This window comes from Shinella sp. (genome assembly GCF_052438155.1).
Taxonomy (GTDB): domain Bacteria; phylum Pseudomonadota; class Alphaproteobacteria; order Rhizobiales; family Rhizobiaceae; genus Shinella.
Genome location: NZ_JBQVPI010000005.1, coordinates 129,323 through 150,777, shown reverse-complemented (window position 1 = coordinate 150,777; position 21,455 = coordinate 129,323). Strand labels below are relative to the sequence as shown.

General features: G+C 63.2%; 22 protein-coding genes. 14 read left to right on the top strand and 8 right to left on the bottom strand.

What is annotated here, in order from left to right:
* Positions 1-126 precede the first annotated feature (126 nt).
* From ACT6VE_RS11565 to copM, 3 genes are all read left to right on the top strand, one after another.
* Entirely contained in the window at positions 127-567 is a 441-nt protein-coding gene (locus tag ACT6VE_RS11565; RefSeq protein WP_444798755.1) for a hypothetical protein, read from the top strand.
* Positions 568-606: 39 nt separating this feature from the next.
* Positions 607-930 carry a hypothetical protein gene (locus tag ACT6VE_RS11560; RefSeq protein WP_444798754.1) on the top strand — a complete coding sequence of 108 codons (324 nt, stop codon included), beginning with the start codon at positions 607-609 and terminating at the stop codon, positions 928-930.
* Between the two features lie 68 nt (positions 931-998).
* The gene (gene copM / locus ACT6VE_RS11555; protein ID WP_444798753.1) at positions 999-1,379 is read left to right on the top strand and encodes a CopM family metallochaperone; all 381 of its coding nucleotides are present in this window, start codon (positions 999-1,001) and stop codon (positions 1,377-1,379) included.
* A gap of 104 nt (positions 1,380-1,483) precedes the next feature.
* Here the strand turns inward: copM and ACT6VE_RS11550 are convergent, their stop codons facing one another.
* Both ACT6VE_RS11550 and ACT6VE_RS11545 read right to left on the bottom strand, forming a co-directional pair.
* Positions 1,484-1,699, bottom strand: coding sequence for a hypothetical protein (locus ACT6VE_RS11550; protein ID WP_444798752.1), 216 nt, complete (start codon positions 1,697-1,699; stop codon positions 1,484-1,486).
* A gap of 157 nt (positions 1,700-1,856) precedes the next feature.
* The gene (locus ACT6VE_RS11545; RefSeq protein WP_444798751.1) at positions 1,857-2,483 is read right to left on the bottom strand and encodes a DNA-3-methyladenine glycosylase I; all 627 of its coding nucleotides are present in this window, start codon (positions 2,481-2,483) and stop codon (positions 1,857-1,859) included.
* 217 nt (positions 2,484-2,700) lie between these two features.
* On the opposite strand from ACT6VE_RS11545, the gene ACT6VE_RS11540 reads away from it, so the two are divergent.
* Entirely contained in the window at positions 2,701-3,441 is a 741-nt protein-coding gene (locus tag ACT6VE_RS11540) for a L,D-transpeptidase (RefSeq protein WP_444798750.1), read from the top strand.
* A 198-nt stretch (positions 3,442-3,639) separates the two neighbouring features.
* A complete protein-coding gene (locus ACT6VE_RS11535) occupies positions 3,640-4,350 on the top strand; it encodes a L,D-transpeptidase (RefSeq protein ID WP_444798749.1) in 711 nt (236 codons plus the stop codon).
* 53 nt (positions 4,351-4,403) lie between these two features.
* On the opposite strand, the gene ACT6VE_RS11530 is transcribed toward ACT6VE_RS11535, so the two are convergent.
* The 4 genes from ACT6VE_RS11530 to ACT6VE_RS11515 all read right to left on the bottom strand — a co-directional run bounded on the left by ACT6VE_RS11530 (position 4,404) and on the right by ACT6VE_RS11515 (position 8,867).
* Positions 4,404-4,844: a hypothetical protein gene (locus ACT6VE_RS11530; RefSeq protein ID WP_444798748.1), complete on the bottom strand. Its 441-nt coding sequence runs from the start codon at positions 4,842-4,844 to the stop codon at positions 4,404-4,406.
* A gap of 76 nt (positions 4,845-4,920) precedes the next feature.
* Positions 4,921-6,219, bottom strand: coding sequence for a glycolate oxidase subunit GlcF (gene glcF / locus ACT6VE_RS11525; RefSeq protein WP_444798747.1), 1,299 nt, complete (start codon positions 6,217-6,219; stop codon positions 4,921-4,923).
* Positions 6,220-6,234: 15 nt separating this feature from the next.
* Entirely contained in the window at positions 6,235-7,434 is a 1,200-nt protein-coding gene (locus ACT6VE_RS11520; RefSeq protein ID WP_444798746.1) for an FAD-binding protein, read from the bottom strand.
* Positions 7,431-8,867 (bottom strand): FAD-linked oxidase C-terminal domain-containing protein, encoded by a 1,437-nt coding sequence (locus ACT6VE_RS11515; protein WP_444798745.1) that lies wholly within the window; start codon positions 8,865-8,867, stop codon positions 7,431-7,433. The genes ACT6VE_RS11520 and ACT6VE_RS11515 overlap by 4 nt, the downstream gene beginning before the upstream one ends.
* 149 nt (positions 8,868-9,016) lie before the next feature.
* On the opposite strand from ACT6VE_RS11515, the gene ACT6VE_RS11510 reads away from it, so the two are divergent.
* Both ACT6VE_RS11510 and ACT6VE_RS11505 read left to right on the top strand, forming a co-directional pair.
* On the top strand, positions 9,017-9,913 hold the full coding sequence (locus ACT6VE_RS11510; RefSeq protein ID WP_444798744.1) for a LysR family transcriptional regulator: 897 nt from the start codon (positions 9,017-9,019) through the stop codon (positions 9,911-9,913).
* 60 nt (positions 9,914-9,973) lie between these two features.
* Positions 9,974-10,486, top strand: a complete 513-nt coding sequence (locus ACT6VE_RS11505; RefSeq protein WP_444798743.1) for a hypothetical protein — start codon at positions 9,974-9,976, stop codon at positions 10,484-10,486.
* 34 nt (positions 10,487-10,520) lie between these two features.
* On the opposite strand, the gene ACT6VE_RS11500 is transcribed toward ACT6VE_RS11505, so the two are convergent.
* Positions 10,521-11,798 (bottom strand): DUF3422 family protein, encoded by a 1,278-nt coding sequence (locus ACT6VE_RS11500; protein ID WP_444798742.1) that lies wholly within the window; start codon positions 11,796-11,798, stop codon positions 10,521-10,523.
* 142 nt (positions 11,799-11,940) lie between these two features.
* On the opposite strand from ACT6VE_RS11500, the gene ACT6VE_RS11495 reads away from it, so the two are divergent.
* The 7 genes from ACT6VE_RS11495 (at position 11,941) to ACT6VE_RS11465 (ending at position 18,953) form a co-directional block, all read left to right on the top strand.
* Entirely contained in the window at positions 11,941-12,735 is a 795-nt protein-coding gene (locus ACT6VE_RS11495) for a FadR/GntR family transcriptional regulator (protein ID WP_444798741.1), read from the top strand.
* An 81-nt stretch (positions 12,736-12,816) separates the two neighbouring features.
* Complete coding sequence (locus ACT6VE_RS11490) at positions 12,817-13,329, top strand: NUDIX hydrolase (RefSeq protein ID WP_444798986.1); 513 nt, start codon at positions 12,817-12,819, stop codon at positions 13,327-13,329.
* A gap of 176 nt (positions 13,330-13,505) precedes the next feature.
* Entirely contained in the window at positions 13,506-15,008 is a 1,503-nt protein-coding gene (locus ACT6VE_RS11485; RefSeq protein ID WP_444798740.1) for an inorganic phosphate transporter, read from the top strand.
* Positions 15,009-15,018: 10 nt separating this feature from the next.
* Positions 15,019-15,756 (top strand): 16S rRNA (uracil(1498)-N(3))-methyltransferase, encoded by a 738-nt coding sequence (locus tag ACT6VE_RS11480; RefSeq protein ID WP_444798739.1) that lies wholly within the window; start codon positions 15,019-15,021, stop codon positions 15,754-15,756.
* Between the two features lie 187 nt (positions 15,757-15,943).
* Positions 15,944-17,317, top strand: a complete 1,374-nt coding sequence (locus tag ACT6VE_RS11475) for a glutamate--cysteine ligase (protein WP_444798738.1) — start codon at positions 15,944-15,946, stop codon at positions 17,315-17,317.
* An 87-nt stretch (positions 17,318-17,404) separates the two neighbouring features.
* Positions 17,405-18,247, top strand: coding sequence for a DUF937 domain-containing protein (locus ACT6VE_RS11470; protein WP_444798737.1), 843 nt, complete (start codon positions 17,405-17,407; stop codon positions 18,245-18,247).
* Positions 18,248-18,293: 46 nt separating this feature from the next.
* Positions 18,294-18,953 carry a hypothetical protein gene (locus ACT6VE_RS11465; protein ID WP_444798736.1) on the top strand — a complete coding sequence of 220 codons (660 nt, stop codon included), beginning with the start codon at positions 18,294-18,296 and terminating at the stop codon, positions 18,951-18,953.
* Positions 18,954-18,956: 3 nt separating this feature from the next.
* On the opposite strand, the gene ACT6VE_RS11460 is transcribed toward ACT6VE_RS11465, so the two are convergent.
* Positions 18,957-21,206: a methyl-accepting chemotaxis protein gene (locus ACT6VE_RS11460; RefSeq protein WP_444798735.1), complete on the bottom strand. Its 2,250-nt coding sequence runs from the start codon at positions 21,204-21,206 to the stop codon at positions 18,957-18,959.
* Between the last annotated feature and the right edge of the window lie 249 nt (positions 21,207-21,455).

Genomic DNA, 21,455 nt, shown 5'->3' with positions numbered 1-21,455 from the left:
AAGCGGCCTTGCGGGGCCTTTGCGCGCGTTTTCCGAACCGGCGACGGCCAGATGGGGCCGGGGGGCCTGGCCGTCGCCGGCCGCATATTCCTCCAATATCGGCTGACAGCTCTGCGGACCGACCGAATGGCATTGAAACCGATCATGATTCCCACGCCTGCCGCCTCCGTGGCCGAGTTCATGGGCATAGACCCTCGCGAACTGGAAAACGCCTTCATCTGCGAGGAATGGAGCGCTGAACTTGCGACCGGCCTTGTGCGGCTCGGTCCCCAGGCGGCCGCCCTGCACGATATCGCGAGCATCCGGTGCGGCATCATGGACCTGATCGAGCGTTATGAGCCGACCGACTGGAAGAAGGTGCTGCTGGCGCTGGAAGAGGCGGCGACGATTGCCACCACCTTCAACTTCGCCACGACGATCCGGCCCGGCCCCGGCCTCTACCGGCCCGTCTTCTGCTTCGGCCGGTCCTACACGGAAGACGGCACAAGCGGCGCCATTCACGCCACCTTTGCCATCGCCCGCCTCTGTCGCGAGACGGCATCGGCAAGCCGCGGTCCGTTGAACTGACCCTTTTCTTTTGTGCAGGGAGCGCCTATCTCCCCCCGCATGAGACAGATCCTCCTCGTCTTCGCCATTCTGGGCGCCGTTCTTTCCGGCTGGGTTCCGGCGATCGCGGCGACGCTCAGCATTGCGCAGCCGGCCGGCATGCATGCCATGCACCAGATGGCCACGGAGAAGGACGGCAGCGAGCACGGCGACAAATCCAAGTCGGCCGCGCATCCAGTCGCCTGTTCCGCCTGTTTCGCTATCGAAGCCATCGGGCTCGACCCGGTACGCCAGGCGCTCGATGTTTCAAGCCATGCCTCGGCCGCCGTGCCGCAACTGATCGGCCTAGCCCTGCCTCCGCTCGATCCCCCTCCCCGGTCCTGAACGGAATTTGACGGAATGCCGGGCGTTTTGCGCCCGGTCCTCAATTCACTTCAGAACTGGAAAACACAATGAACGCAAAGAACATGTTTCTCGGCGCAGCCTTCGCGCTCGCCTTCGCCCTGCCCGCAATCGCCCAGGAGGCCGACCATTCCGGCCATCAGGGCATGACGATGGACGCCCCGGCCAGCGACCAGAGCGCCTCCACCAAGGCCTTCATCGACGCCAATGCGAAGATGCACAAGGGCATGGAGATCGACTTCACCGGCAATGCCGACGTGGACTTCGTGCGCGGCATGATCGCCCATCACCAGGGCGCCATCGACATGGCGAAGGTCGAACTGGAATATGGCAAGGATGAAGCCATGCGCAAACTTGCGCAGGAGGTCATCTCCGCGCAGGAAGGCGAGATCAAGATGATGGAAGCGTGGCTGGCCAGGAACGCCAAGTAAAACAGGAAGGCCCGCCGGCAAACCGGCGGGCCTTTCCGTTCATCGTTTCGTTTCCACGCAATCCGCCGCACGCAAGACCGCTCGGCAGTCTTACCGGAATTGCTTTATTCGCCTGCGGCTTGCCGGGCCGCCGAGGCTTCGACCAGCGAAGCCGCGATGGCACGCGCCATCAACAGGCTCGTTTCGCGAAGTTCGATATTGCTGCCACTGCGGGCGGACCGGATCAGGCTAAAACCTTCCCGGAGCATGATTTCCTGAGCCTTGCTGCAGGCCCAGCCTTCAAGACGAGAATCGTCAGTAACAGATACGTTCGGCCCCATATGTCCCCCATGCCAAATCATTCAGCATAAGCGGCACACCACGACTGCGCATATGCGCGTCGACCCCAGAACTCTTGATGTATGAATTTGCCGCTGAAGTCTAAGCTACATGATTCGTTGCAATTTCAAACATGTATTTGTGACGGCTATACCGCATTCAGGGCCGCGTGAGCCGCTTTCTCTTGTCTTCGACTTCCTCACGGCAGAAACAGCCCTCCACATGGTCGTTAACGAGGCCCATGGCCTGCATGAAAGCATACACTGTGGTGGGGCCGACAAAGGTCCAGCCGCGTTTCTTGAGGTCTTTCGACAGCCTCACGGAGGTGGGCGTCGTCGGATTGGCGACGATCGTCTCCCAATCCACCCTGACCGGCCGCTCCTCTGGCGTCGGCTCGAAGCTCCAGAAGTAGCGGGCGAGCGTGCCGAACTCTTCGCGCAACGCCTGCGCGCGGACTGCATTGTTGATTGTCGAGACGATCTTGCCGCGGTGGCGCACGATGCCGGTGTCGGCAAGGCAACGGGCGATATCATCGTCGCCGAAGGCGGCAACCTTGTCGAAGTCGAAGCCGGCGAAGGCCGCGCGAAAACTTGTCCGTTTGCGCAGGATGGTGAGCCAGGAGAGACCCGACTGAAAGCCCTCTAGGCAGATCTTCTCGAAGAGGCGCTGGTCGCTGGTGACCGGCTGGCCCCATTCCTCGTCATGGTAGCGGCGGTAGTCGTCCAGATTGCCATGCCATGCGCAGCGCACAAGACCATCGTCGCCTTCCAAGAGCCCTTTTGCCATTCCAGTCTCCGTTTCCCGTTTGTTCCGCTTTACCACTCGTCAACCACTTTTGGAAAGCGGGCAATAACCCTACTCAAAGCTTTATCGGCATCGTGCATATCGAATGAACGGCCGTTTACCTTTCGCTTCATCGTAGGGTGCAAGCATTCTCCCGAACCGGCGCCGTCTCTTTTGTTTTTCGGCGCAGCCCGGCGACGATCAGTAGCGAGTACGTCCGATGTTGATACGAACCCTTCTTGCAGCGACCCTCCTGTGCACCTCGACCGCAGCCTATGCGGACGAGCGTTACATGACCCGGCCGCCCATCATCGTAAGCCCCGACCTCACCGCCCCCTGGGTGATGCAGCTCACCGGCGAGGGCGTGCAGCCCGCCGTCAACCAACGCCGCATCATCCAGCGCCAGAAGGTGCAGCAGCGCCGCGTCATCCGCCGCGACGGCACGGCCCGCATCGAGCAGGCTTCGGTGACGACGCGCGCACAAAACCCGGTTCGCTCGAAACTCGACCCAATGTATCTGCCGCAGGTCGTTTCCTACGAGAGCGAGCACAAGGCCGGCACGATCATCATCGACACCAACAACCGCTTCCTCTACCTGGTGATGGGCGATGGCAAGGCACGTCGCTACGGCGTCGGCGTCGGCAAGCCGGGCTTCGAATGGGCCGGCGCCCACAAGATCACCCGCAAGGCCGAATGGCCGACCTGGACGCCGCCGAGGGAAATGGTCGCCCGCGAGGCCGCCAAGGGTCACTACCTGCCCGCCTCCATGGAAGGCGGCCCGGAAAATCCGCTCGGCTCGCGCGCCATGTATCTCGGCTCGACGCTCTACCGCATCCACGGCACGAACGCGCCCTGGACGATCGGCTATGCCGTCTCCTCCGGCTGCATCCGCATGCGCAACGAGGACGTCGTCGACCTCTACGAGCGCGTGAATGTCGGCACGAAGGTCATCGTGATCTGAAGGCGCGCGCCTTAAGAATAAAGCTGAATGAAGAACTCCGGTCGCCTCGCGGCCGGAGTTTTTTGCTTTTCAGGCAACACTTGCGGCAAGAAGCCGAAGAAATCCGGCATCACACGCGTCTTACTGCCCATGGGCTGGCTTGAAATCGCGCAGAACTCGGCTAGCCTCTGGAAATTGAGGATTGAGAGGGAATACACCATGCGGAAATACGCATCGATCTTGCTGGCGACGGCCTTTGCCGCCACGGCGATCATGCCGGTCACGTCGGCGAACGCCTTCCCCGCTACCCATCAGGGCGGCCAGGTCGAGACGACCTCCAACGTGACGCTCGTCGCCCAGCAACAAAGCAAGAAGCAGGTTGCGGCGAAGTTCAGGCGCACCAAGGTGCGTTTCGTCACCGACCAGGCGCCCGGCACCGTCATCGTCGATACCAACAACAAGTTCCTCTACTTTGTTGAGGGTAACAACAAGGCGACGCGCTACGGCATCGGCGTCGGCCGCGACGGCTTCGGCTGGTCGGGCGTGGTGAAGGTCGGCCGCAAGGCGGAATGGCCGAGCTGGACGCCGCCGGCCGAAATGCGCCACCGCGAGGCCAAGAAGGGCCGCATCCTACCGGTCACCCAAGCCGGCGGCGAGGACAATCCGCTCGGCGCGCGCGCGCTCTATCTCTTCAAGGGCGGCCGCGACACGATCTTCCGCATCCACGGCACGAACCAGCCCTGGACGATCGGCCAGAACATGTCGTCCGGCTGTATCCGCATGATGAACAAGGACGTGGAACACCTCTACGCCCGCGCCGACGTCGGCACCAAGGTCGTCGTGGTCGGCCCCGGCAATCGCCAGGGTGCGGTCAGCTACAACGATCGCGGCGTCGATTTCTTCGGCAACCTCTTCGGCTTCGGCGGCTGAACCATCCTGCCGAACTCCGTACAAGATGCCGGCTTCGCGCCGGCATCTTTGTTTCAACCGACCGAGCAGGAAACCTTGCCGGTTCGCCTCACCGGTTCATCGAGGTCGGCGCCTTCGACTTTCAGTGAATATGTGCCGTCATAGTTCAGCCCCTCTTCGTCCACCGTCGTCATCATGACAAAGTCGAGCGCGGCGAAGGGCTGGCCATCGCCGGATTCCGCGTGGACGAGCAGACGCAGTTCGCCGTCATGCATCCAGTGATGCGTGAGCGACGATTGGTCGAGCGTCACCTTGTCGAGCCCCTTCTGTGCGAGATCCGTCGGAAGGTCGAGCTGACCCCGAAAATTCAGGATGCCGCCGAGGCTGTAGCTGAAGCCTGCCTCCGCTTCGAAGGCGACATTCTTGTCATCCACCGCACAGCTGAAGCCGCCGGTGGCGAAGGCTGGCGCGGACAGGGTGGCAAGGGCAGCAATAGAAAGCAGGACGCGGCGCATGGCGATCTCCGGACGGGTTGGAATGCCGCTCCTCTAGCAGTCTCTGAGGAAAGCGGCTGTTCCGCGCGTGACAGGATCAGGAAAGCACGGCGGGCTTCGCTCCGCCATAGGCCCAGTCGAGCAGTTCCACCGTATGCAGGATCGGGATTTGCGTGCCCGTCGCGATCTGCGTGATGCAGCCGATATTGCCGGTGGCGATGAGGTCCGGCTTGGTCGCCTCGATGTTCTTGATCTTGCGCGCCTTCAGCTTGCCGGAAATCTCCGGCTGAAGGATGTTGTAGGTGCCGGCCGACCCGCAGCAGAGATGCCCCTCCGCCGGATCACGCACCACAAAGCCTGCCTTCTTCAACAGCATCTTCGGCGCCATGGTGATCTTCTGGCCGTGCTGCATGGAGCAGGCGGAATGATAGGCGACCGTCAGCCCGCGCGCCTCCTGCTGCGGCAGGTCCAGCGTCGCGAGGTACTCCGTCACGTCCTTGGCAAGGGCAGAGACGCGCGCCGCCTTTTCCGCATAGGCCGGATCGAGGCGCAGCATGAAGCCGTAGTCCTTGATCGTCGTGCCGCAGCCCGACGCGGTGATGATGATCGCATCGAGCCCGCCCCGCTCGACCTCGCCGAGCCAGACATCGACATTGCGCCGTGCCGCCTCCAGCGCCTGTGCCTCGCGGCCCATATGGTGGACGAGCGAGCCACAGCAGACTTCACCCGCCGGCGCCACGACCTCGACCCCGAGACGGGTGAGCAGGCGGATCGTCGCCGCGTTGATTTCCGGCTTCAGCACCGGCTGGGCACAGCCGGAGAGGATCGCCACCCGGCCGCGACGCGGGCCGGCGGCAGGATGCGTACCGGGTTTTGCGCTGCCCGAAGTTTTTGGCAGCCTGCGCGGTGCGAGATCCAGCATGGCGCCGAAGGGTTCGAGCGGCTTGAAGCGCTTGAGGAGGCCGGCGAAGGGGCGGCCGAGGGCAGCGACCTTCAGCGCCAGACGAAAACGGCCGGGATAGGGCAGCACAGCGGCGAGCACGTTGCGGGTCAGCCGGTTCCAGAAGGGGCGCCTGTACGTCTCTTCGATATGCATGCGCGCATGATCGATGAGATGCATGTAGTCGACGCCGGAGGGACAGGTCGTCGTGCAGGCGAGGCAGGAGAGGCAGCGGTCGATATGGGTGACGACCTCGGCATCCGCCGGCCGGCCGTTCTCCAGCATGTCCTTGATGAGGTAGATGCGCCCGCGGGGGCTGTCCAGCTCGTTTCCGAGCGTCACATAGGTGGGACAGGTGGCGGTGCAGAAGCCGCAATGCACGCATTTGCGCAAAATCTTTTCGGAGGTCGCGACATGCGGATCGGCAAGCTGCTCGGCGGTGAAATTGGTCTGCATCCGTGGCCTTCCTTCTCAGCCGACCATGGTGGACTTGAACAGCCCCGCCGGATCGAAACTTGCTTTCACCCGCGCCGAGAGAGCTGCAACAGCATCGCTCTGCGGCTGGACCGTTTCCGTCGCCGCCAGCACCTCCGGCCGTACGCGCAGCAATGTCGCATGCCCGCCGCCGACCGCCTTGACGTAGCGGCGCAGCAGCGCGGCCTCCGGGTCGGATTCCATGCGCAGCCAGACAAGGCCGCCCTGCCAGTCGTAGAAGGCGTCGACCCCGGTTTCCAGGCGGAGGGCGGCGACGAGCTGCTGGCCTGCGATGGGGGCGACGGAGACGCGCCAGAGCGGGCGAGGCGTGCCATCGGCATAGGGTGCTGCATCGCGGATTTCGCGCCAGAGGCGGCGCGTGGTTTCGGCATCGAGCTGTGAGACGGCGCCGAAACGGGCCATGGCGGCACCCAGTTTTTCCGCGCGCACAGCAACCGAAGCGGCAAGACCCTCCAGGCGCAGCACGGTGGCGGGACCTTCGGGCAGTGCGCCGCCGGCGAAGCGGCCGCGCACGCTTTCCGGCAGGTGGGCGGCGCCGGAGACTTCGACGGACATGGACAAGGCGGTCGCCATGGCGGCTGCGGCTTCCGCGTCGTTGAGGTTCGAGATGACGATGGTGGCCGCGGTTTCCGGCACCGGCAGCAGGCGGAAGGTGACTTCCGTCAGCAGCGCAAGCGAACCGTGCGAACCGGCGAGCAGCTTTGCGAGATCGAGGCCGGTGACGTTCTTCATCACCCGGCCGCCCGCCTTCACCACCTCGCCCTTGCCGTTGACGAAGCGAACGCCGAGCAGGCTGTCACGCGCCGCACCCGCCACGAAGCGGCGCGGGCCGGAAGCGTTGGTGGCGAAAACACCGCCGATGGTCGGGATGCCAGATGTGCCGAGCGCTCCACGCAGGTCGTTCGGCTCGAAGGCGAGCATCTGGCGCTTTTCGGCAAGTGCCGCCTCCACCGTTTCAAGCGGCGTGCCGGCACGGGCCGTCATGGTCATCTCGGCCGGATTGTACGCGACGATGCCGTTGAGGCCCCGTGCCGACAGCACGTCGGTGCCTTCGGGGGTGACATGCAGGCTGCGGGTGCCGCCGCCGCGGATGACGAAGGACGACTTCGACAGGGCAGCGACCTGGACGAGGCGGGCGGCGGCCTCTTCGGACAGCGGTTCGTGGATCGGCGTCATGCGGCGGGGCGCCCTTCGAGCGGGAAGACTTTCGACGGATTGAGCAGCCATTGCGGATCGAAGGCGGCGCGCACCGCCATCTGCTGGGCGAGATCGATATCCGTATATTGATGGCGCATCAGGTCGCGCTTCTCGATGCCGACGCCATGTTCGCCGGTGAGGCAGCCGCCGGCATCGACGCAGAGTTTCAGGATGTCGTTGCCGGCCGCTTCGGCACGCGCCGCATCCTCCGGGTCGTTGGCGTTAAAGAGGATAAGCGGATGCATGTTTCCGTCGCCAGCGTGGAAAACATTGGCGACGCGCAGTCCATATTTCGCGACGATCTCGGCGGTGCCGCGCAGCACATACGACAGCTGGCCGAGCGGCACGGTGCCATCCATGCAGATATAGTCGGCGATGCGGCCCGTGGCGCCGAAGGCGGATTTGCGGCCCTTCCAGATCAGCGCCGCCTCCGTGGCGGACTGACTTTCCTTGACGACTTTCACGCCGTGCTGTCCCGCGATCTCGATGATGCGCGCCAGCATCGCGTCCATCTCCGCCTCGGAGCCCTCGACCTCAACGATCAGCAGCGCCTCTACATCCATCGGATAGCCGGCACCGGCAAAGGCTTCGCAGATGCCGATCGCCGGCTTGTCCATGAATTCGATGGCGACCGGAATAATGCCCGCGCCGATGACATCGGTAACGCAGGCACCCGCCTCTTCCGAGCTGTCGAAGCCAAACAGCACGGGGCGCGCGCCTTCCGGCTTGGCGATGAGGCGCACGGTCGCTTCGGTGACGATGCCGAGCTGGCCCTCGCCGCCGCAGACGACACCCAACAGGTCGAGCCCACCGGCATCGAGCCCCTTGCCGCCGAGATCGACGATCGTGCCGTCGATCAGCACCAGCTTGACGCCGAGCAGGTTGTTGGTCGTCACCCCGTATTTCAGACAGTGCGCACCGCCGGAATTCATGCCGATATTGCCGCCGATCGTACAGGCGAGCTGGGAACTCGGATCAGGCGCGTAAAAATAGCCGTCGGCGGAGACAGCCTCGGAAATGTTGAGATTGGTGACGCCGGCCTGCACGGTGGCGGTGCGGTTGGCATAATCCACCTCCAGGATGCGCGACATCTTGGAGAGGCCGATGACGACGGCATCCTCCTGCGGGATCGCTCCGCCGGAGAGCGAGGTGCCGGCACCGCGCGGGACGACCGGCACGCCGTAGCGGTTGCAATATTTCAGGACGGCGGCAACCTGCTGCGTGGTCTCCGGCAGGGCGACGGCGAGCGGCAGGCGACGGTAGGAGACGAAAGCGTCGGTCTCGAAGGGAACGAGTTCGCGCGGCTGGTGCACGAGGCAGCCTTCCGGCAGGAGATCGAGCAGGTCTGCGACGATTTCCCGGCGGCGGGAGAGGACTGCCTGCCGTGGCTCCAGGAACCCGATCTGATCCATGTTTTTCTACCCCCTGCCCTTCGTCCTGCGCACCGCCGCTTCAGCCTTTGCCGGAATTGTGCAAAGTGGTCTGTTTTCTTTACCACTTCCTATCGACAGGCGCAAATGCTAAGCATTTTATCCGCTTCGGCAACAATGGGCGCGACTGAATGACCAATCTCGGCGATCTCGAAATCTTTTCCCGCGTCATTTCCATGGGAAGTATGTCGGCAGCGGGGCGGGCACTCGGATTGTCCCCAGCCGTCGTCTCCAAGCGCGTGAAAAGACTGGAGGAACGGCTCGGCACCCGGCTTTTCCAGCGCACGACGCGGCAAATCTCGCTGACCGAAGCCGGACAGGGATTCTACGAGCGCATCGTCGGCATTCTCTCGGGCATCGAGGAGGCGGAAGCCTTCGTGTCCGGACGGTCGGGCGCGGTGCGCGGCACGCTGCGCATTTCCGCGCCGACATCCTTCGGCCGCATGCATATCGCCCCCAATCTCAAGGGCTTCATGGATGCCCATTCCGAACTCGTCGTCAACTTGATGCTGACCGACGACTTTTCCGACATCGTCGGCGACGGCTTCGACCTGGCGATCCGCATCGGCGAACTGTCGGATTCCTCGCTTGTGGCGCGCCGACTGGCCTCGGTGCGGCGCGTACTCTGTGCCTCGCCTGATTACATCACCCGTCATGGCGCGCCGGCCTCGCTGGAGGACCTTGCAAATCATGTCTGCCTGCCGCCGCATACGCAGGACGTCTGGCGGCTGGAAGGACCGGAGGGCAATGTCACCTATCGCCCGCACGGTTCGCTCTACACCAATTCAAGCGAGGTGGTGCGCGAGGCGGTGTTTTCCGGCATGGGGATCGCGCTGCGCTCCACCTGGGATGTCGGCCCGGCGCTGAAGAACGGCGACCTCGTGCAGGTGCTGCCGCAATACGAGGGCTCGCGCAACGTGGTGCTTTCGGCAGTCTATCCGAGCCGCCAGTTCCTGCCGGTCAAGGTGCGTCTGTTCATCGACTACCTCGCCGATCTCTACGGCCCCCTGCCCTATTGGGAGCGTTGAGGGCAATTGGCGACGTGACGACCTTGCGCTAGGCTGCCGTTCTCTTGAGGAGGATGGCGGATGATCGGCAAGTTGATACTGATGGCGGCCTTCATGGGCCTGGCACTTCCGGCGGCCGCCGCGGCCCGGCCGCTCGATCCCCTGCTTGAGGGTTTCGATGATGCCTGCGCCTACAGCGACGCGCTCGCATCCCTGCTGCAATCGAGCTACGCCTTCGCGCGCAAGGAGGGGACACTCTCCATCCCGGCTGGCTACGAAGCCCTGTTCGGTCCACCCAGCGTCAAGCCCGAAAACGAGTATCTCAAGGTGACGCTGCCGGTGGTGGACGGCACCTGGCGCGGCGTGCCCGTGAAGGAGATCGAGGTCTATATCACCGAACTCGAAAGCGGCTTCAACTACCACGCCGTGCTCTTCCAGCCGGAAGCGCTGAAGGCCGCCGAGGCCACGTTTAAGGCGCGCGGCATCGCCGCGAAGAAGAAGCTGTCGGCGCAGGACGATTCCGGCTTCGGCTGGGACACCGGCTTCGCCATCATCGATGGCGCGCCGCGCTATCAGTGCGACCTGTCCACCTAATATGCTTTGACGCAATCCCGGATCTGGAATTGCTTTAGTGCTTGTCCTCTTCGGCGTGCCGATGGCGGATCGCGCGGACGAGCAGCCACATGCCGGCGATGACGAAGGGCACGGCGATGCCGGTCAACGTTTCCGGCTTGATCGGCAGGCCGAGACCATGCGCTGCCTTCGCCACATAGCCGAAGAGGCCGACGACATAGTAGGAGATCGCCGCGACGGACAGGCCTTCGACGGTCTGCTGCAGGCGCAGCTGCAATTTCGCGCGACGGTCCATCGAGTTGAGCAGCGACGAGTTGAGCTGCTCCAGTTCCACGTCGATCCAGCTTCTGAGCAGGGCCGTGGCGCGGGCGAGTTTTCGTGAAAGGTTTGCCTGGCGCTCCTCGATGGACTGACAGGTGCGCATGGCGGGCGCTAGCCGGCGCTCCAGGAAGAAGCCGAGCGTTTCGTACCCGGGAACCGCCGTTTCCGCGAGCGTGCGGATACGCTCCTGCACGATGCCGTAATAGGCGCGGCTGGCGCCGAAACGGTAGAGGCTGAGCGCGGCATTGGCCTCCAGTTCGGCGGCAAGGCGGGTGATTTCCGATAGCAGTTCATCCGCCCTGTCGCGGGCATGCTGCTTCATGGTGTTGGTAATGCCCGTCAGCCCGTCCTCGATGCGGCGGATTTCCGGCGAGAGCGACTGGGCGAGCGGCAGGCCCATCATGGCGAGCGTGCGATAGGTCTCGATATCGAGCAGGCGCTGCACGACGGCACCGCGCCCAGCCTCGTTCATGCCACGGTCGATGACGAGGATCTGGGTGAGCCCGTCGCCGTTCTGGCGAAAGTCGGTCAGGATCATCGCCTGGCCGTTCTTGATCTCGCTGTAACAGAGGCTCGTCGGATCGAAGCTGGCGATCGCCTCGCGGGTTTCCGGCGAATCGGGCCGGATTTCCAGGCGAATGCCGGAGATCAACGTGCCGGGCGGCGAAAAACTGTCACCGAACGGATGAACCGGAACTTCGCCGCCGAACTTTTCCGGCACCGGCCCGTCCCAGAAATAGGTCGAGAATTCCGTGTGCCGTTCCCAGCGCAGCGTGCCCTGCCCCCAGCTCAGCGCGTGGTGGCTGGAATCGCGGCCGGGCGGCGAGATGCCGCGCGAGCGCGACACTTCGGCCATCACGGCATGATCCACCGCCGAACCACCCTCCGTCAGGAAGGCGAGCTGGAAGATGACGCGTGGCGACGGCACCAGCGCATATGGTCTTGCGTGAATTTCCCCGAGCGCCTGCGCACGCGAAGTCGCCTGCGGAAAAGCGAAGCTGCCTTTTGCCATGTCTGCACCGTTCCCCCATGTGCAACAGCTCTTTCTTAACAAATGTCAGGGCCCGGGAGATAGGACGCATTGACGCAGGCAGAAAGTATAAAGTGGACAAGTTTGTTGACCAGTTTCCGCACCGGTTGATACTATCGCCGCCGTGACCGACACCAGCTTCGACCTTTTCGCCCGCATCAGCCACAGCCGGACCTCCGATGAGGTCGTGCGGCAGATCGAACTGTTGCTGCTCGAAGGCATCCTGCGCGACGGGGATCGCCTGCCCGGCGAGCGCGAGCTTTCCAAACGCCTCGACGTCTCTCGCCCCATCCTGCGCGAGGCGCTGAAAGAGCTGGAAAACCGCGGGCTGCTGATCAGCCAGCATGGTGATGGCACCTATGTGGCCGACATCATCGGCCAGGTCTTTTCGCCCGCCGTCGTCGATCTCATCGCCCGCCATCAGCGCGCGACGGAGGACTATATCGAGTACCGCCGCGAGCTGGAGGGCATCACCGCCGACCTCGCCGCCCGGCGCGCCACCGACTATGACCGGCAGATGCTGACGCGCATCATGGAGGCGATGCGCGCGGCGCATAAGGGCGGGTCCTTCGATGCCGAACTCGAGGCGGATGTCGACCTGCACAATGCCGTCGGCGAGGCCGCGCACAATATCGTGCTCCTGCACACGCTGCGCGCGTGTTACCGTCTGCTGGCGCAGGGGATCTTTTTCCACCGCCACCTCGTTTTCACCTCGGAAGAAGCACGTGGGCATCTGCTTGCCCAGCACGAGGCGATCTATGCAGCGATCATGGCGGGTGACGGAAATGCGGCACGAAATGCCGCTCAGGCGCATATGGACTATATCGCCGTCGCAATCCGCGAAGCGGAACGCAGCGGCGAATGGCAACGTATTGCACAGCTGCGCATGCAAAAACGCGGTATCGTGCCACAAGCCTGACTTGCGCCGCAAATCTCACGCAAGCATGATGTACGATAACGACTCAGTGAGCGAATCCCGACAAGAGGAATGAAAAAAACCTTGAACCTTCTCAACCGCATTGCCAGCGACGTCCACCTCATGTTCCAGCGCCCGGCGCGGGAGCAATATGGTGCGCTTTGCTATCGCGTGAGGAAGAAGCGTCCGGCGGTCGAAGTCCTCCTGATCACCAGCCGCGACACGGGTCGGTGGGTTATCCCAAAAGGCTGGCCGATGGATGGCAAGAGCGCATCCGCCGCCGCCGCGCGCGAAGCCTGGGAAGAGGCCGGGGTGAAGGGCAAGATCGGCGAGGAGCCGATCGGCAGCTACCATTACATGAAGGGCCTGCCGGAAGGGCTGAAAGTCGATTGCCTGGTGCGCGTTTTCCCGCTTGCCGTCGATGACATATGCAAGAATTTTCCGGAAAAGGACGAACGGCGCGCCGAATGGGTCGATTGCACCGAGGCGGCGGCCCGCGTGCAGGAGCCGGGGCTGAAAACGCTTCTCCTTGCCTTCGAGCAGAAAATGCTCGGCGCGTTGGCACTGGAGCCCAAAAACGGCACGACCAGCATCTGATATAGCCGTCGTCCGATGGCCGCCGACGCCCTGAGGCACCACTGAATAATTGATCCGCGGGTCGAAATCGCCCCGCGGATCAATTATTCAGTGGATTCAAAATTTACAGTGACCTTTGTGCCTCACAAGCGACACGCGGCGCTGTATTGCCTTTTGGCAATAACGGAGCAGCATGAATGGCGAATTCTCAGGTCCAGCTTCGCAAGCCGACGCTGGACAAGGACCTTGAAAAACTGACCTTCACCGAACAGGCCACACATTTCGTGCTGCGGTCCTGGACGGGTGTCGGCATTTCGTTGGTCTTCCTGCTGATCACCATGGCCGTTGCCGATAGTTTTTCCATGGGCACGTCCAGCGTTCTGGTGATTGCCGTCACCGCCGCACTCGCCGCCTACATGGCCATGAACATCGGCGCTAACGACGTGACGAACAATGTCGGCGCTGCCGTCGGCGCGCGCGCCATGAGCATGGGCGTCGCCCTTGGCATTGCCGCCGTCTTCGAAATTGCCGGCGCGCTCCTCGCCGGCCAGGGCGTTGCCGCGACGGTCGCGTCGGGCATCGTCGATCGCGCCATCTTTCCGAGCCCCGAAGTCTTCGCCTGGGCGATGATGGCGGCGCTGGTTTCGGCAGCGCTCTGGATCAACATCGCCACACTTGCCAATGCGCCGATCTCCACCACCCACGCCATCATCGGCGGCGTGATCGGTGCGGCCGCTGCCGCAAGCGGCTTCCACAGCGTGCAATGGGACGCGATCGCCGTCATCGTCGTCAGCTGGACCGTCTCGCCGATCCTGGGCGGCGTGATCGCGGCGGCTTTCCTCTATTTCCTCAAGGAAACCATCATCTACCGCGACGACAAGATCGCCGCGGCAAAGACCTGGGTTCCCGTGCTCGTCGCCCTGATGGCCGGCGCCTTCGCCGCCTTCATCGCCAATGGCGGCACCAATGGCTTTTACGACATACCGATCGGCCGCGCGCTGCTCGTTGGCCTCGCCTTCGGCATCGTCGTCTACTTTGTGACGCGGCCGATCATCCGCCGGCACGCGGAAGGCCTCGACAACCGCAACCAGTCGCTGCGCACGCTGTTTCGCATTCCACTGATCTGTTCGGCCGCCCTGCTTTCCTTTGCACACGGCGCCAACGACGTGTCGAACGCCGTTGGTCCGCTCTACGGCGTGGTGTCGGCGCTGCGTTCCGGCGGCACCGGCGGCGAAGCCACCATTCCGCTCTGGGTGATGGTCATCGGCGCCTTCGGCATTTCGCTTGGCCTGCTGCTGTTCGGCCCGCGCCTCATCCGCATCGTCGGCAACGAGATCACCAAGCTCAACCCGATGCGCGCCTTCTGCGTGGCGCTCTCCTCCGCCATCGCCGTGCTGACGGCATCGGCCTTTGCCATTCCGGTTTCGTCCACCCATATCGCCGTCGGCGCGGTGTTCGGCGTCGGGCTGTTTCGCGAGTGGTACACCCGCAATTCGCAGCGCCGCATCGACTACATCCGCAGCCGCGGCAACCGCGTCGCACCGGAAGAAGAATCGGCCAATCCCGACGAGACGCGCCGGCGTTATCTCGTGCGCCGCTCGCATTTCATGACGATCGTGTCGGCCTGGATCGTGACGCTGCCCGTCTCGGCGATCCTCGCGGCCATCATCTTCCTCGTCCTCAACGCGCTCTTCACCTGAGAGGTCGACCATGCGTGCCAATTACCGGATGCAGCGCCTTTTCGTCGACGACGCCCTGGTCGCCGGGCAGGCTTTCGAGGCCGCGAAGGAGCACTTGCACTATCTCACCAATGTGCTGCGCATGGCAGACGGCGACGCCGTGTTGCTGTTCAACGGGCGCGACGGCGAATGGCGCGCCGAGCTTTCGCTGCCGACCCGCAAGCGCCTCCTGCTGACGCCGGTCGAACAGACACGACCGCAGCCGGCACCCTGCGATCTCCACTATCTCTTTGCACCGCTGAAGATCGGCCGGCTCGATTATCTCGTGCAGAAGGCCGTCGAGATGGGCGCCGGCGTGCTCCAGCCGGTCATGACCCAGCATGTGCAGGGCAAGATCACCAGCATCGAGCGTCTGCAGGCCAATGCCGTCGAGGCAGCCGAACAGTGCGGCATTCTCGCAATCCCGCAGGTTGTAGCCCCCCGCAAGCTGGAAGACCTCATCTCCGACTGGCCGCGCGAGCGACGCATCATTTTTTGCGACGAGGGCCATGGCAGCCAGAACCCGCTGCCGGTGCTGCAAAAGATCGAGGAGCGCAAGCTCGCCCTACTCGTCGGCCCGGAAGGCGGCTTTTCGGATGACGAGCGCACGCTGTTGCGCGGCCTCGATTTCGTGACGCCGATCCCGCTCGGCCCCCGCATCCTGCGCGCCGATACGGCAGCGGTTGCAGCGATGGCCGTCATCCAGGCGGCGATCGGCGACTGGGTGTGAGCGACCGCCCCGCCTGCCCGCTGGAATTGCGGGAAAGCAAAAAGGCGAATTTTCCCGAAAAGTCGAATGGGTTTTTTTGAATCTGCCTTGAAAGGAATTCGCTTGCACCGCATTTAATTCCGGTCCAAGCACCCTTCCCAAGGCCCTGCGGTTCCGCCGGGCGCCATCCGTTCAGAAGAAGACGCCCATGGCCCGTGATACCACCGACCAGACGCCGATCCGCACCGTCGCGGACATGGCGGAATACCTCGCCGAAGGCAACAAGCCGAAGGAGAGGTTCCGCATTGGCACCGAGCATGAAAAATTCGTCTTCTTTACGGCCGACAACAGTCCCGTCCCCTATTTTGGCGACGCGAGCATCTCGGCGCTGTTGAACGGCATGCAGGCCAAGACCGGCTGGGAGCCGATCGTGGATGCCGGCCATATCATCGGGCTTGCCGAACCGTCCGGCATGGGCGCGATCTCGCTGGAGCCGGGTGGCCAGTTCGAGCTTTCCGGCGCGCCGCTCGAAAACTTGCACCAGACCTGCAAGGAATCGAACCAGCACCTCGCGACGCTGCGCGAGATCGCCGAACCGCTCGGCATCCGCTTCCTCGGCATGGGCGGTAGCCCGAAGTGGTCGTTTGCCGAAACGCCGCGCATGCCCAAAAGCCGCTACGACATCATGACCCGCTACATGCCGAAGGTCGGCAGCCAGGGTCTCGACATGATGTATCGCACCTGCACGATCCAGGTGAATCTCGACTTCTCATCCGAAGTCGACATGCGTCGCAAGATGCAGGTATCGCTGAAGCTGCAGTCGATGGCGACCGCGCTGTTCGCCTCGTCGCCCTTCACCGAGGGCAAGCCGAACGGCCTGCTGTCCTGGCGCGGCGACATCTGGCGCGACACGGACAACAACCGCGCCGGCCTCATCCCCTTCGCCTTCAAGCCGGATTTCGGCTTTATCGACTATGTCGAATGGGCGCTCGACGTGCCGATGTATTTCATCGTGCGCGACGGCAAGTACCATGACTGCACACATGTCACCTTCCGCCAGTTCATGGCCGGCGCGCTGAAGGGCGAGGTTGCCGACTGGGAGCCGAATATCGGCGACTGGACGAACCACCTTTCCACGCTGTTCCCCGACGTGCGGTTGAAGCGCTTCCTCGAAATGCGCGGTGCCGACGGCGGTCCGTGGCGGCGCATCTGTGCGCTGCCCGCCTTCTGGGTCGGCCTGCTCTATGACGACGGCGCGTTGGACGCCGCCGAAGCCCTGACGCGCGACTGGACGGTCGAAGAAGTCTCGGGACTGCGCGATGCCGTGCCGGCACAGGGCCTCAAGGCCGACTTCCGCAGCAAGCCGCTGCTCGACGTGGCGCGCGAAGTGGTCTCGATTTCCCGGCAGGGTCTCAAGGCCCGCGCCCGCCTCAATGGCGACGGCGTCGACGAGACCATCTTCCTAGCACCGCTCGACGAGGTGCTGGCGAAGAAGGCGACGCTCGCGGAAGACATGCTGGCGCTCTACAACGGCCGTTGGAACGGTTCGGTCGAGCCGGTCTTCACCGACTACCAGTACTGAGCCCATCCTCGAAAAAGCGGTTTGCGTGGGCAAAATTCCCGTTATAGTGCAGGCACATGCATGTGCCTGCACGGGGAAGGGTTCACGATGCTTTCGCTCTACGACATGATGATGCAGGCGCAGAACGGCAATGCCGTGGAGACCATGGCACGGCAGTTCGGGCTGGCGCAGGAACAGGCGACGAAGGCCGTCGCCGCGCTGATGCCGGCCTTTTCCGAGGGTTTCAAGCGCAACGCGGCCAATCCCTACGACATGGCGGCCTTCATGCAGGCGCTAACCACCGGCGGGCACGCCAAATATTTCGAGGACATGAGCAAGGCCTTCACGCCGCAGGGTCTGGCGGATGGCAACGGCATTCTCGGCCATCTCTTCGGCAACAAGGACGTTTCCCGCGCCATCGCCGCGCAGGCAGCGCAGATGACCGGCATCGGCCAGGAAGTCTACAAGCAGATGCTGCCCGCCATGGCGAGCGCGCTGATGGGCGGCCTGTTCAAGCAGTCGTTTGCACCGTTCTTCCCGGGAGCCGGTGCGGCACAGGCCAATCCCTTCGCCGACATGATGCAGCAATGGGCGCAGGCCACAGGCCTTGCCAAGAAGCCGGAACCGGCAAATCCCTTCGACAATCCCTTCACCCAGGCTGCGCAGGAGTTCTTCGGCACGGGCCAGAAGAAGGACGCGCCGGCAAACCCCTTCACCGACAATCCTTTTGCCAAAGCCTTCCAGGACATGATGGCGAACATGGGTGGCCAACCTGCGGCAAGCGGGAAGCCCAGCGAACCGGAAGCCACACCGGCGGATTCGCTGAAAGGCCTCGTCAACACGATGTTCGACACCGGCCTCGAAATGCAGAAGGACTACCAGCGCAACATCGAGTCGATCTTCGAGACGATGCGTAGCAGCACGGAACCGGACGGCGACAAGAAGGGCTGACATTGCGTTATGCTGGTAGAACCGCATTAAAGCCAAGGGAGCATTAATGGCGACATGGCTTGAGGATATTAAACAAGTCTTCACGGCGGCTGGCGGCGAGATGCACTATAGCGACCTTTATAGCGAATTAGGTCGCATCAGGGGGCGGGAACTATCGCGGAACAACGAAGCGACTGTTCGCAAAGAAGTGGAGCGCTTTTCGTCGCACTCGGACAATTGGAAAGAAGGGCGGCCAGATCTATTCCGTTCAACTCGTGGGAAGGGAAAAGGCTTTTGGGCGTTGGCAAAAGCTAGCGAACAACTCCAAATTGTGCCTGATATTGAGGGGGCAAGCATTTTGGTTGATGCCGAACCTCCTGAGCGGCGAGAATATGTGAGAGAGCTCACTTTGAGAAATTCGCGCCCAATCCTTGCTCTCAAGAAACTTTATGGAGGCCGGTGTCAGATTTCGGGTGAGCTTGTAATGGACGGAATAGCTGGCGATCTCACGGAGGCACACCACATCCGCTGGTTAATGCGCGGCGGATTGGATGTCGAAGCTAACATCGTTGTATTGTCACCAACCTTCCATGCTGCCATTCACGCTGTAGATGCTGATTTCGATTGGGCGTCCCTTACATTCATTGTTTCCGGAAAACGCTTCCCTTTGCTAATTAATAAACACTTGGTAGCGCGAACAGCGCCACAGGTGAACGAACAGCTTTGACCATCAGGCTGCGGCCCGATCCCGCGCCACTTCCCTCGGCACATTGAAGCGCTCGACGATTGCCGCAAGCGAGCGTGTATCGCCGGCAAGGCCGGACATGCCGGCGGCCGTCTGCGAAACCGCCTGACGGTTCTGTGCCGTGACCTGCTCCATCGCGTTCATCGAACGGCTGATATCGCCGAGGCTTGACGACTGCTGGTTGGCGGCCGCGGCGATCGAGTGGATATGGTCGTTGATGCGGGTGACCTGCTCGGCAATGCCGGAAAGGGCCGCGCCCGTCTGCTGCACGAGATCCACGCCCTTCGCGACCTCGATACCCGACTTGGTGATCAGCGCCTTGATGTCCTTGGCGGCATTGGCGGAGCGCTGCGCCAGTTCGCGCACTTCCTGTGCCACGACCGCAAAGCCCTTGCCGGCATCCCCTGCCCGGGCCGCTTCCACGCCGGCATTCAGCGCCAGCAGGTTCGTCTGGAAGGCGATCTGGTCGATGACGTTGATGATGCTGGAGATTTCGCGGGAAGCCCCTTCGATGCGCTCCATGGCGGAGACTGCGTCCGAGACGACGGCGCTCGACAGGTCCGTGCTGCTCTTGGCCTCCGTTGCCATGCGCGACGCCTCGCCGGCACGAGCCGTGGAACTGCGGATCGCTTCCATCATCTGGCCGACGGCCTCTGTGGTGCGCTCCAGCGCCGCGACCTGGCTCTCCGTGCGCTCCGCAATATCTCGAGCGGCGGCATCGACATGGGCGACCTTGCCGTCGATCGAACGGGCGTTGGACGACACGGCGGCGATGGTTTCCGCGAGACGACGCACGGAGGTGTTGAAATCCACGCGCAACTCGTCAAGCCCATCCGAAAATTCATGGTCGATGACCGTCGACAGGTCACCGGCGGACAGCCGTTCGAGGGCCGCGCCGAGCGTTTCGACCGCCTGCTGCACCTGCCGCTGCTGCTCGGCCTTCGCTTGTTCCTGCGCCTGCTGCTCGCGCGCCGTGAATTCGCGGCTTTCCGCGCTGGAGCGCTCCAGCGCATCCTTATCAAGGGCTGCGGCGCGGAAGACGGCGACGGAGCGCACCATGTCGCCGATCTCGTCGGCGCGGTTTTCCTTCGGCAGGACGATTTCGGTGTTGCCGGCAGCAAGCTCCGTCATCGCCTTGACGAGCTGGTGGATGGGCCGGGTCAGCGCGCGGGAGAAGATGGTTGCGGCGAGGATTGCCAGGCCGATGATCGCCGCTGTGAGGCCGAGCACGATCAGCGTGCCGCGCATCAGGCCGGCCGTCGCCTCGGCCTTGGTGATTTTCGCGATGACCGACCAGTCCGTGCCGCCAAAGGAGAGCGGGGATGCCGCGGCATAAAGTTCCGCGCCTGCGGCATCCGCGATCGTGCCGTGGGTCTCACTGCCGACCGGAAGGTCCGTGATATCGAGCTGCGTCTTCAGTGCATCCGGCTCCGGCGTGCGGGCGGAATCGGTGAGAACCGTGCCATCGGCGCGCACCAGCACCGTCTCGCCGGTCTCGCCGAGGCCCTTGCTGTTGCCGAAAATGGCGTCGATCTTGGCGTTCGGCACGCGGATCGCCATGATGCCGAGCGTGCGGCCGTTCATGGTGATGGGGGCAGCAACGAAGGCTGCCGGCGTGCCACCAAGCGCGGCATAGGCGGAGAAATCGGAAAAGACGATTCCGCCGGGCTCATTGAGTGCCAGCGCATCCTTGAAAGCCGCCGTCAGGCCGCTGTCCTTGTAGGGGCCAGCAAGCAGATTGGTGCCGAAGTCCTCGGCCTTGGCGACGGAGTAGAGCACGTTGCCCTTGGGGTCGATCATGTAGAGGTCGGCGTAACCCTGCGATTCGAGGTGCTTGCGGAAAGTCACGTGGTACTGCTTGTGGGCGCGGTCGAAATTGTCCTTCTTCGCGGTGTCGAGCAGGAAACGTGTCGCCGGCGGGTTCGGGTTGTTCGTGATGTAGCGCTTGTGCAGTTCTTTCGCCGGTTCTTTGCCGAGAGCGCCCCAGGCGCCGGCAAAGCCGTAGAAGGCCTGTGTCGTCGGCATGGCGGTGGAAAGGCTGAGCAGATCGAGCTTCATGCCCTCCAGATAGGTGCGGGCCTCGTTGCGCCGTCCGTCGGCGGTCGCCTCCAGCTTCTGCATCACCTGTTCGGTGACGGTATCGGCGCTGACGATCAGCGACACGGCGCTGGCGGCACCGATGGAAAGAAGCGTGAGTACGGCGGCAGCAAGGGGCAGTTTCCGGGAAATCCGCATGACAATCCGTCCGATGGCTCAGGCAACTCCGGCAAACGTGCGGAACACGGTTTTGCGTTCGGACTTGCGACACACAATGAGAGCAATTCCGGCTCATCCGGAGAGCAGACAGCGTCATGCCCGCGGAAAAATCCGCGGCTGCCCAGGAACGGTAGCTGAGGGTGGTTTACCTAAGGTAAAGCTTATGTCGTGGGATTTTTATTGAAAAAGCCCGACGCGGACCTTGGGAGTCGCACGTCGGGCAAGCAG

Excerpts from the sequence above, each read along its gene's own strand:
- ACT6VE_RS11505 (WP_444798743.1), top strand. The coding sequence starts at position 9,974 with ATGATCGGCAAGTTGATACTGATGGCGGCCTTCATGGGCCTGGCACTT.
- ACT6VE_RS11530 (WP_444798748.1), bottom strand. The coding sequence starts at position 4,844 with ATGCGCCGCGTCCTGCTTTCTATTGCTGCCCTTGCCACCCTGTCCGCG.
- ACT6VE_RS11475 (WP_444798738.1), top strand. The coding sequence starts at position 15,944 with ATGGCCCGTGATACCACCGACCAGACGCCGATCCGCACCGTCGCGGAC.
- ACT6VE_RS11565 (WP_444798755.1), top strand. The coding sequence starts at position 127 with ATGGCATTGAAACCGATCATGATTCCCACGCCTGCCGCCTCCGTGGCC.
- ACT6VE_RS11520 (WP_444798746.1), bottom strand. The coding sequence starts at position 7,434 with ATGACGCCGATCCACGAACCGCTGTCCGAAGAGGCCGCCGCCCGCCTC.
- ACT6VE_RS11550 (WP_444798752.1), bottom strand. The coding sequence starts at position 1,699 with ATGGGGCCGAACGTATCTGTTACTGACGATTCTCGTCTTGAAGGCTGG.
- ACT6VE_RS11560 (WP_444798754.1), top strand. The coding sequence starts at position 607 with ATGAGACAGATCCTCCTCGTCTTCGCCATTCTGGGCGCCGTTCTTTCC.
- ACT6VE_RS11485 (WP_444798740.1), top strand. The coding sequence starts at position 13,506 with ATGGCGAATTCTCAGGTCCAGCTTCGCAAGCCGACGCTGGACAAGGAC.
- ACT6VE_RS11515 (WP_444798745.1), bottom strand. The coding sequence starts at position 8,867 with ATGGATCAGATCGGGTTCCTGGAGCCACGGCAGGCAGTCCTCTCCCGC.
- ACT6VE_RS11535 (WP_444798749.1), top strand. The coding sequence starts at position 3,640 with ATGCGGAAATACGCATCGATCTTGCTGGCGACGGCCTTTGCCGCCACG.
- ACT6VE_RS11540 (WP_444798750.1), top strand. The coding sequence starts at position 2,701 with ATGTTGATACGAACCCTTCTTGCAGCGACCCTCCTGTGCACCTCGACC.
- ACT6VE_RS11545 (WP_444798751.1), bottom strand. The coding sequence starts at position 2,483 with ATGGCAAAAGGGCTCTTGGAAGGCGACGATGGTCTTGTGCGCTGCGCA.
- ACT6VE_RS11480 (WP_444798739.1), top strand. The coding sequence starts at position 15,019 with ATGCGTGCCAATTACCGGATGCAGCGCCTTTTCGTCGACGACGCCCTG.
- ACT6VE_RS11465 (WP_444798736.1), top strand. The coding sequence starts at position 18,294 with ATGGCGACATGGCTTGAGGATATTAAACAAGTCTTCACGGCGGCTGGC.
- ACT6VE_RS11470 (WP_444798737.1), top strand. The coding sequence starts at position 17,405 with ATGCTTTCGCTCTACGACATGATGATGCAGGCGCAGAACGGCAATGCC.
- glcF (WP_444798747.1), bottom strand. The coding sequence starts at position 6,219 with ATGCAGACCAATTTCACCGCCGAGCAGCTTGCCGATCCGCATGTCGCG.
- ACT6VE_RS11510 (WP_444798744.1), top strand. The coding sequence starts at position 9,017 with ATGACCAATCTCGGCGATCTCGAAATCTTTTCCCGCGTCATTTCCATG.
- ACT6VE_RS11500 (WP_444798742.1), bottom strand. The coding sequence starts at position 11,798 with ATGGCAAAAGGCAGCTTCGCTTTTCCGCAGGCGACTTCGCGTGCGCAG.
- copM (WP_444798753.1), top strand. The coding sequence starts at position 999 with ATGAACGCAAAGAACATGTTTCTCGGCGCAGCCTTCGCGCTCGCCTTC.
- ACT6VE_RS11460 (WP_444798735.1), bottom strand. The coding sequence starts at position 21,206 with ATGCGGATTTCCCGGAAACTGCCCCTTGCTGCCGCCGTACTCACGCTT.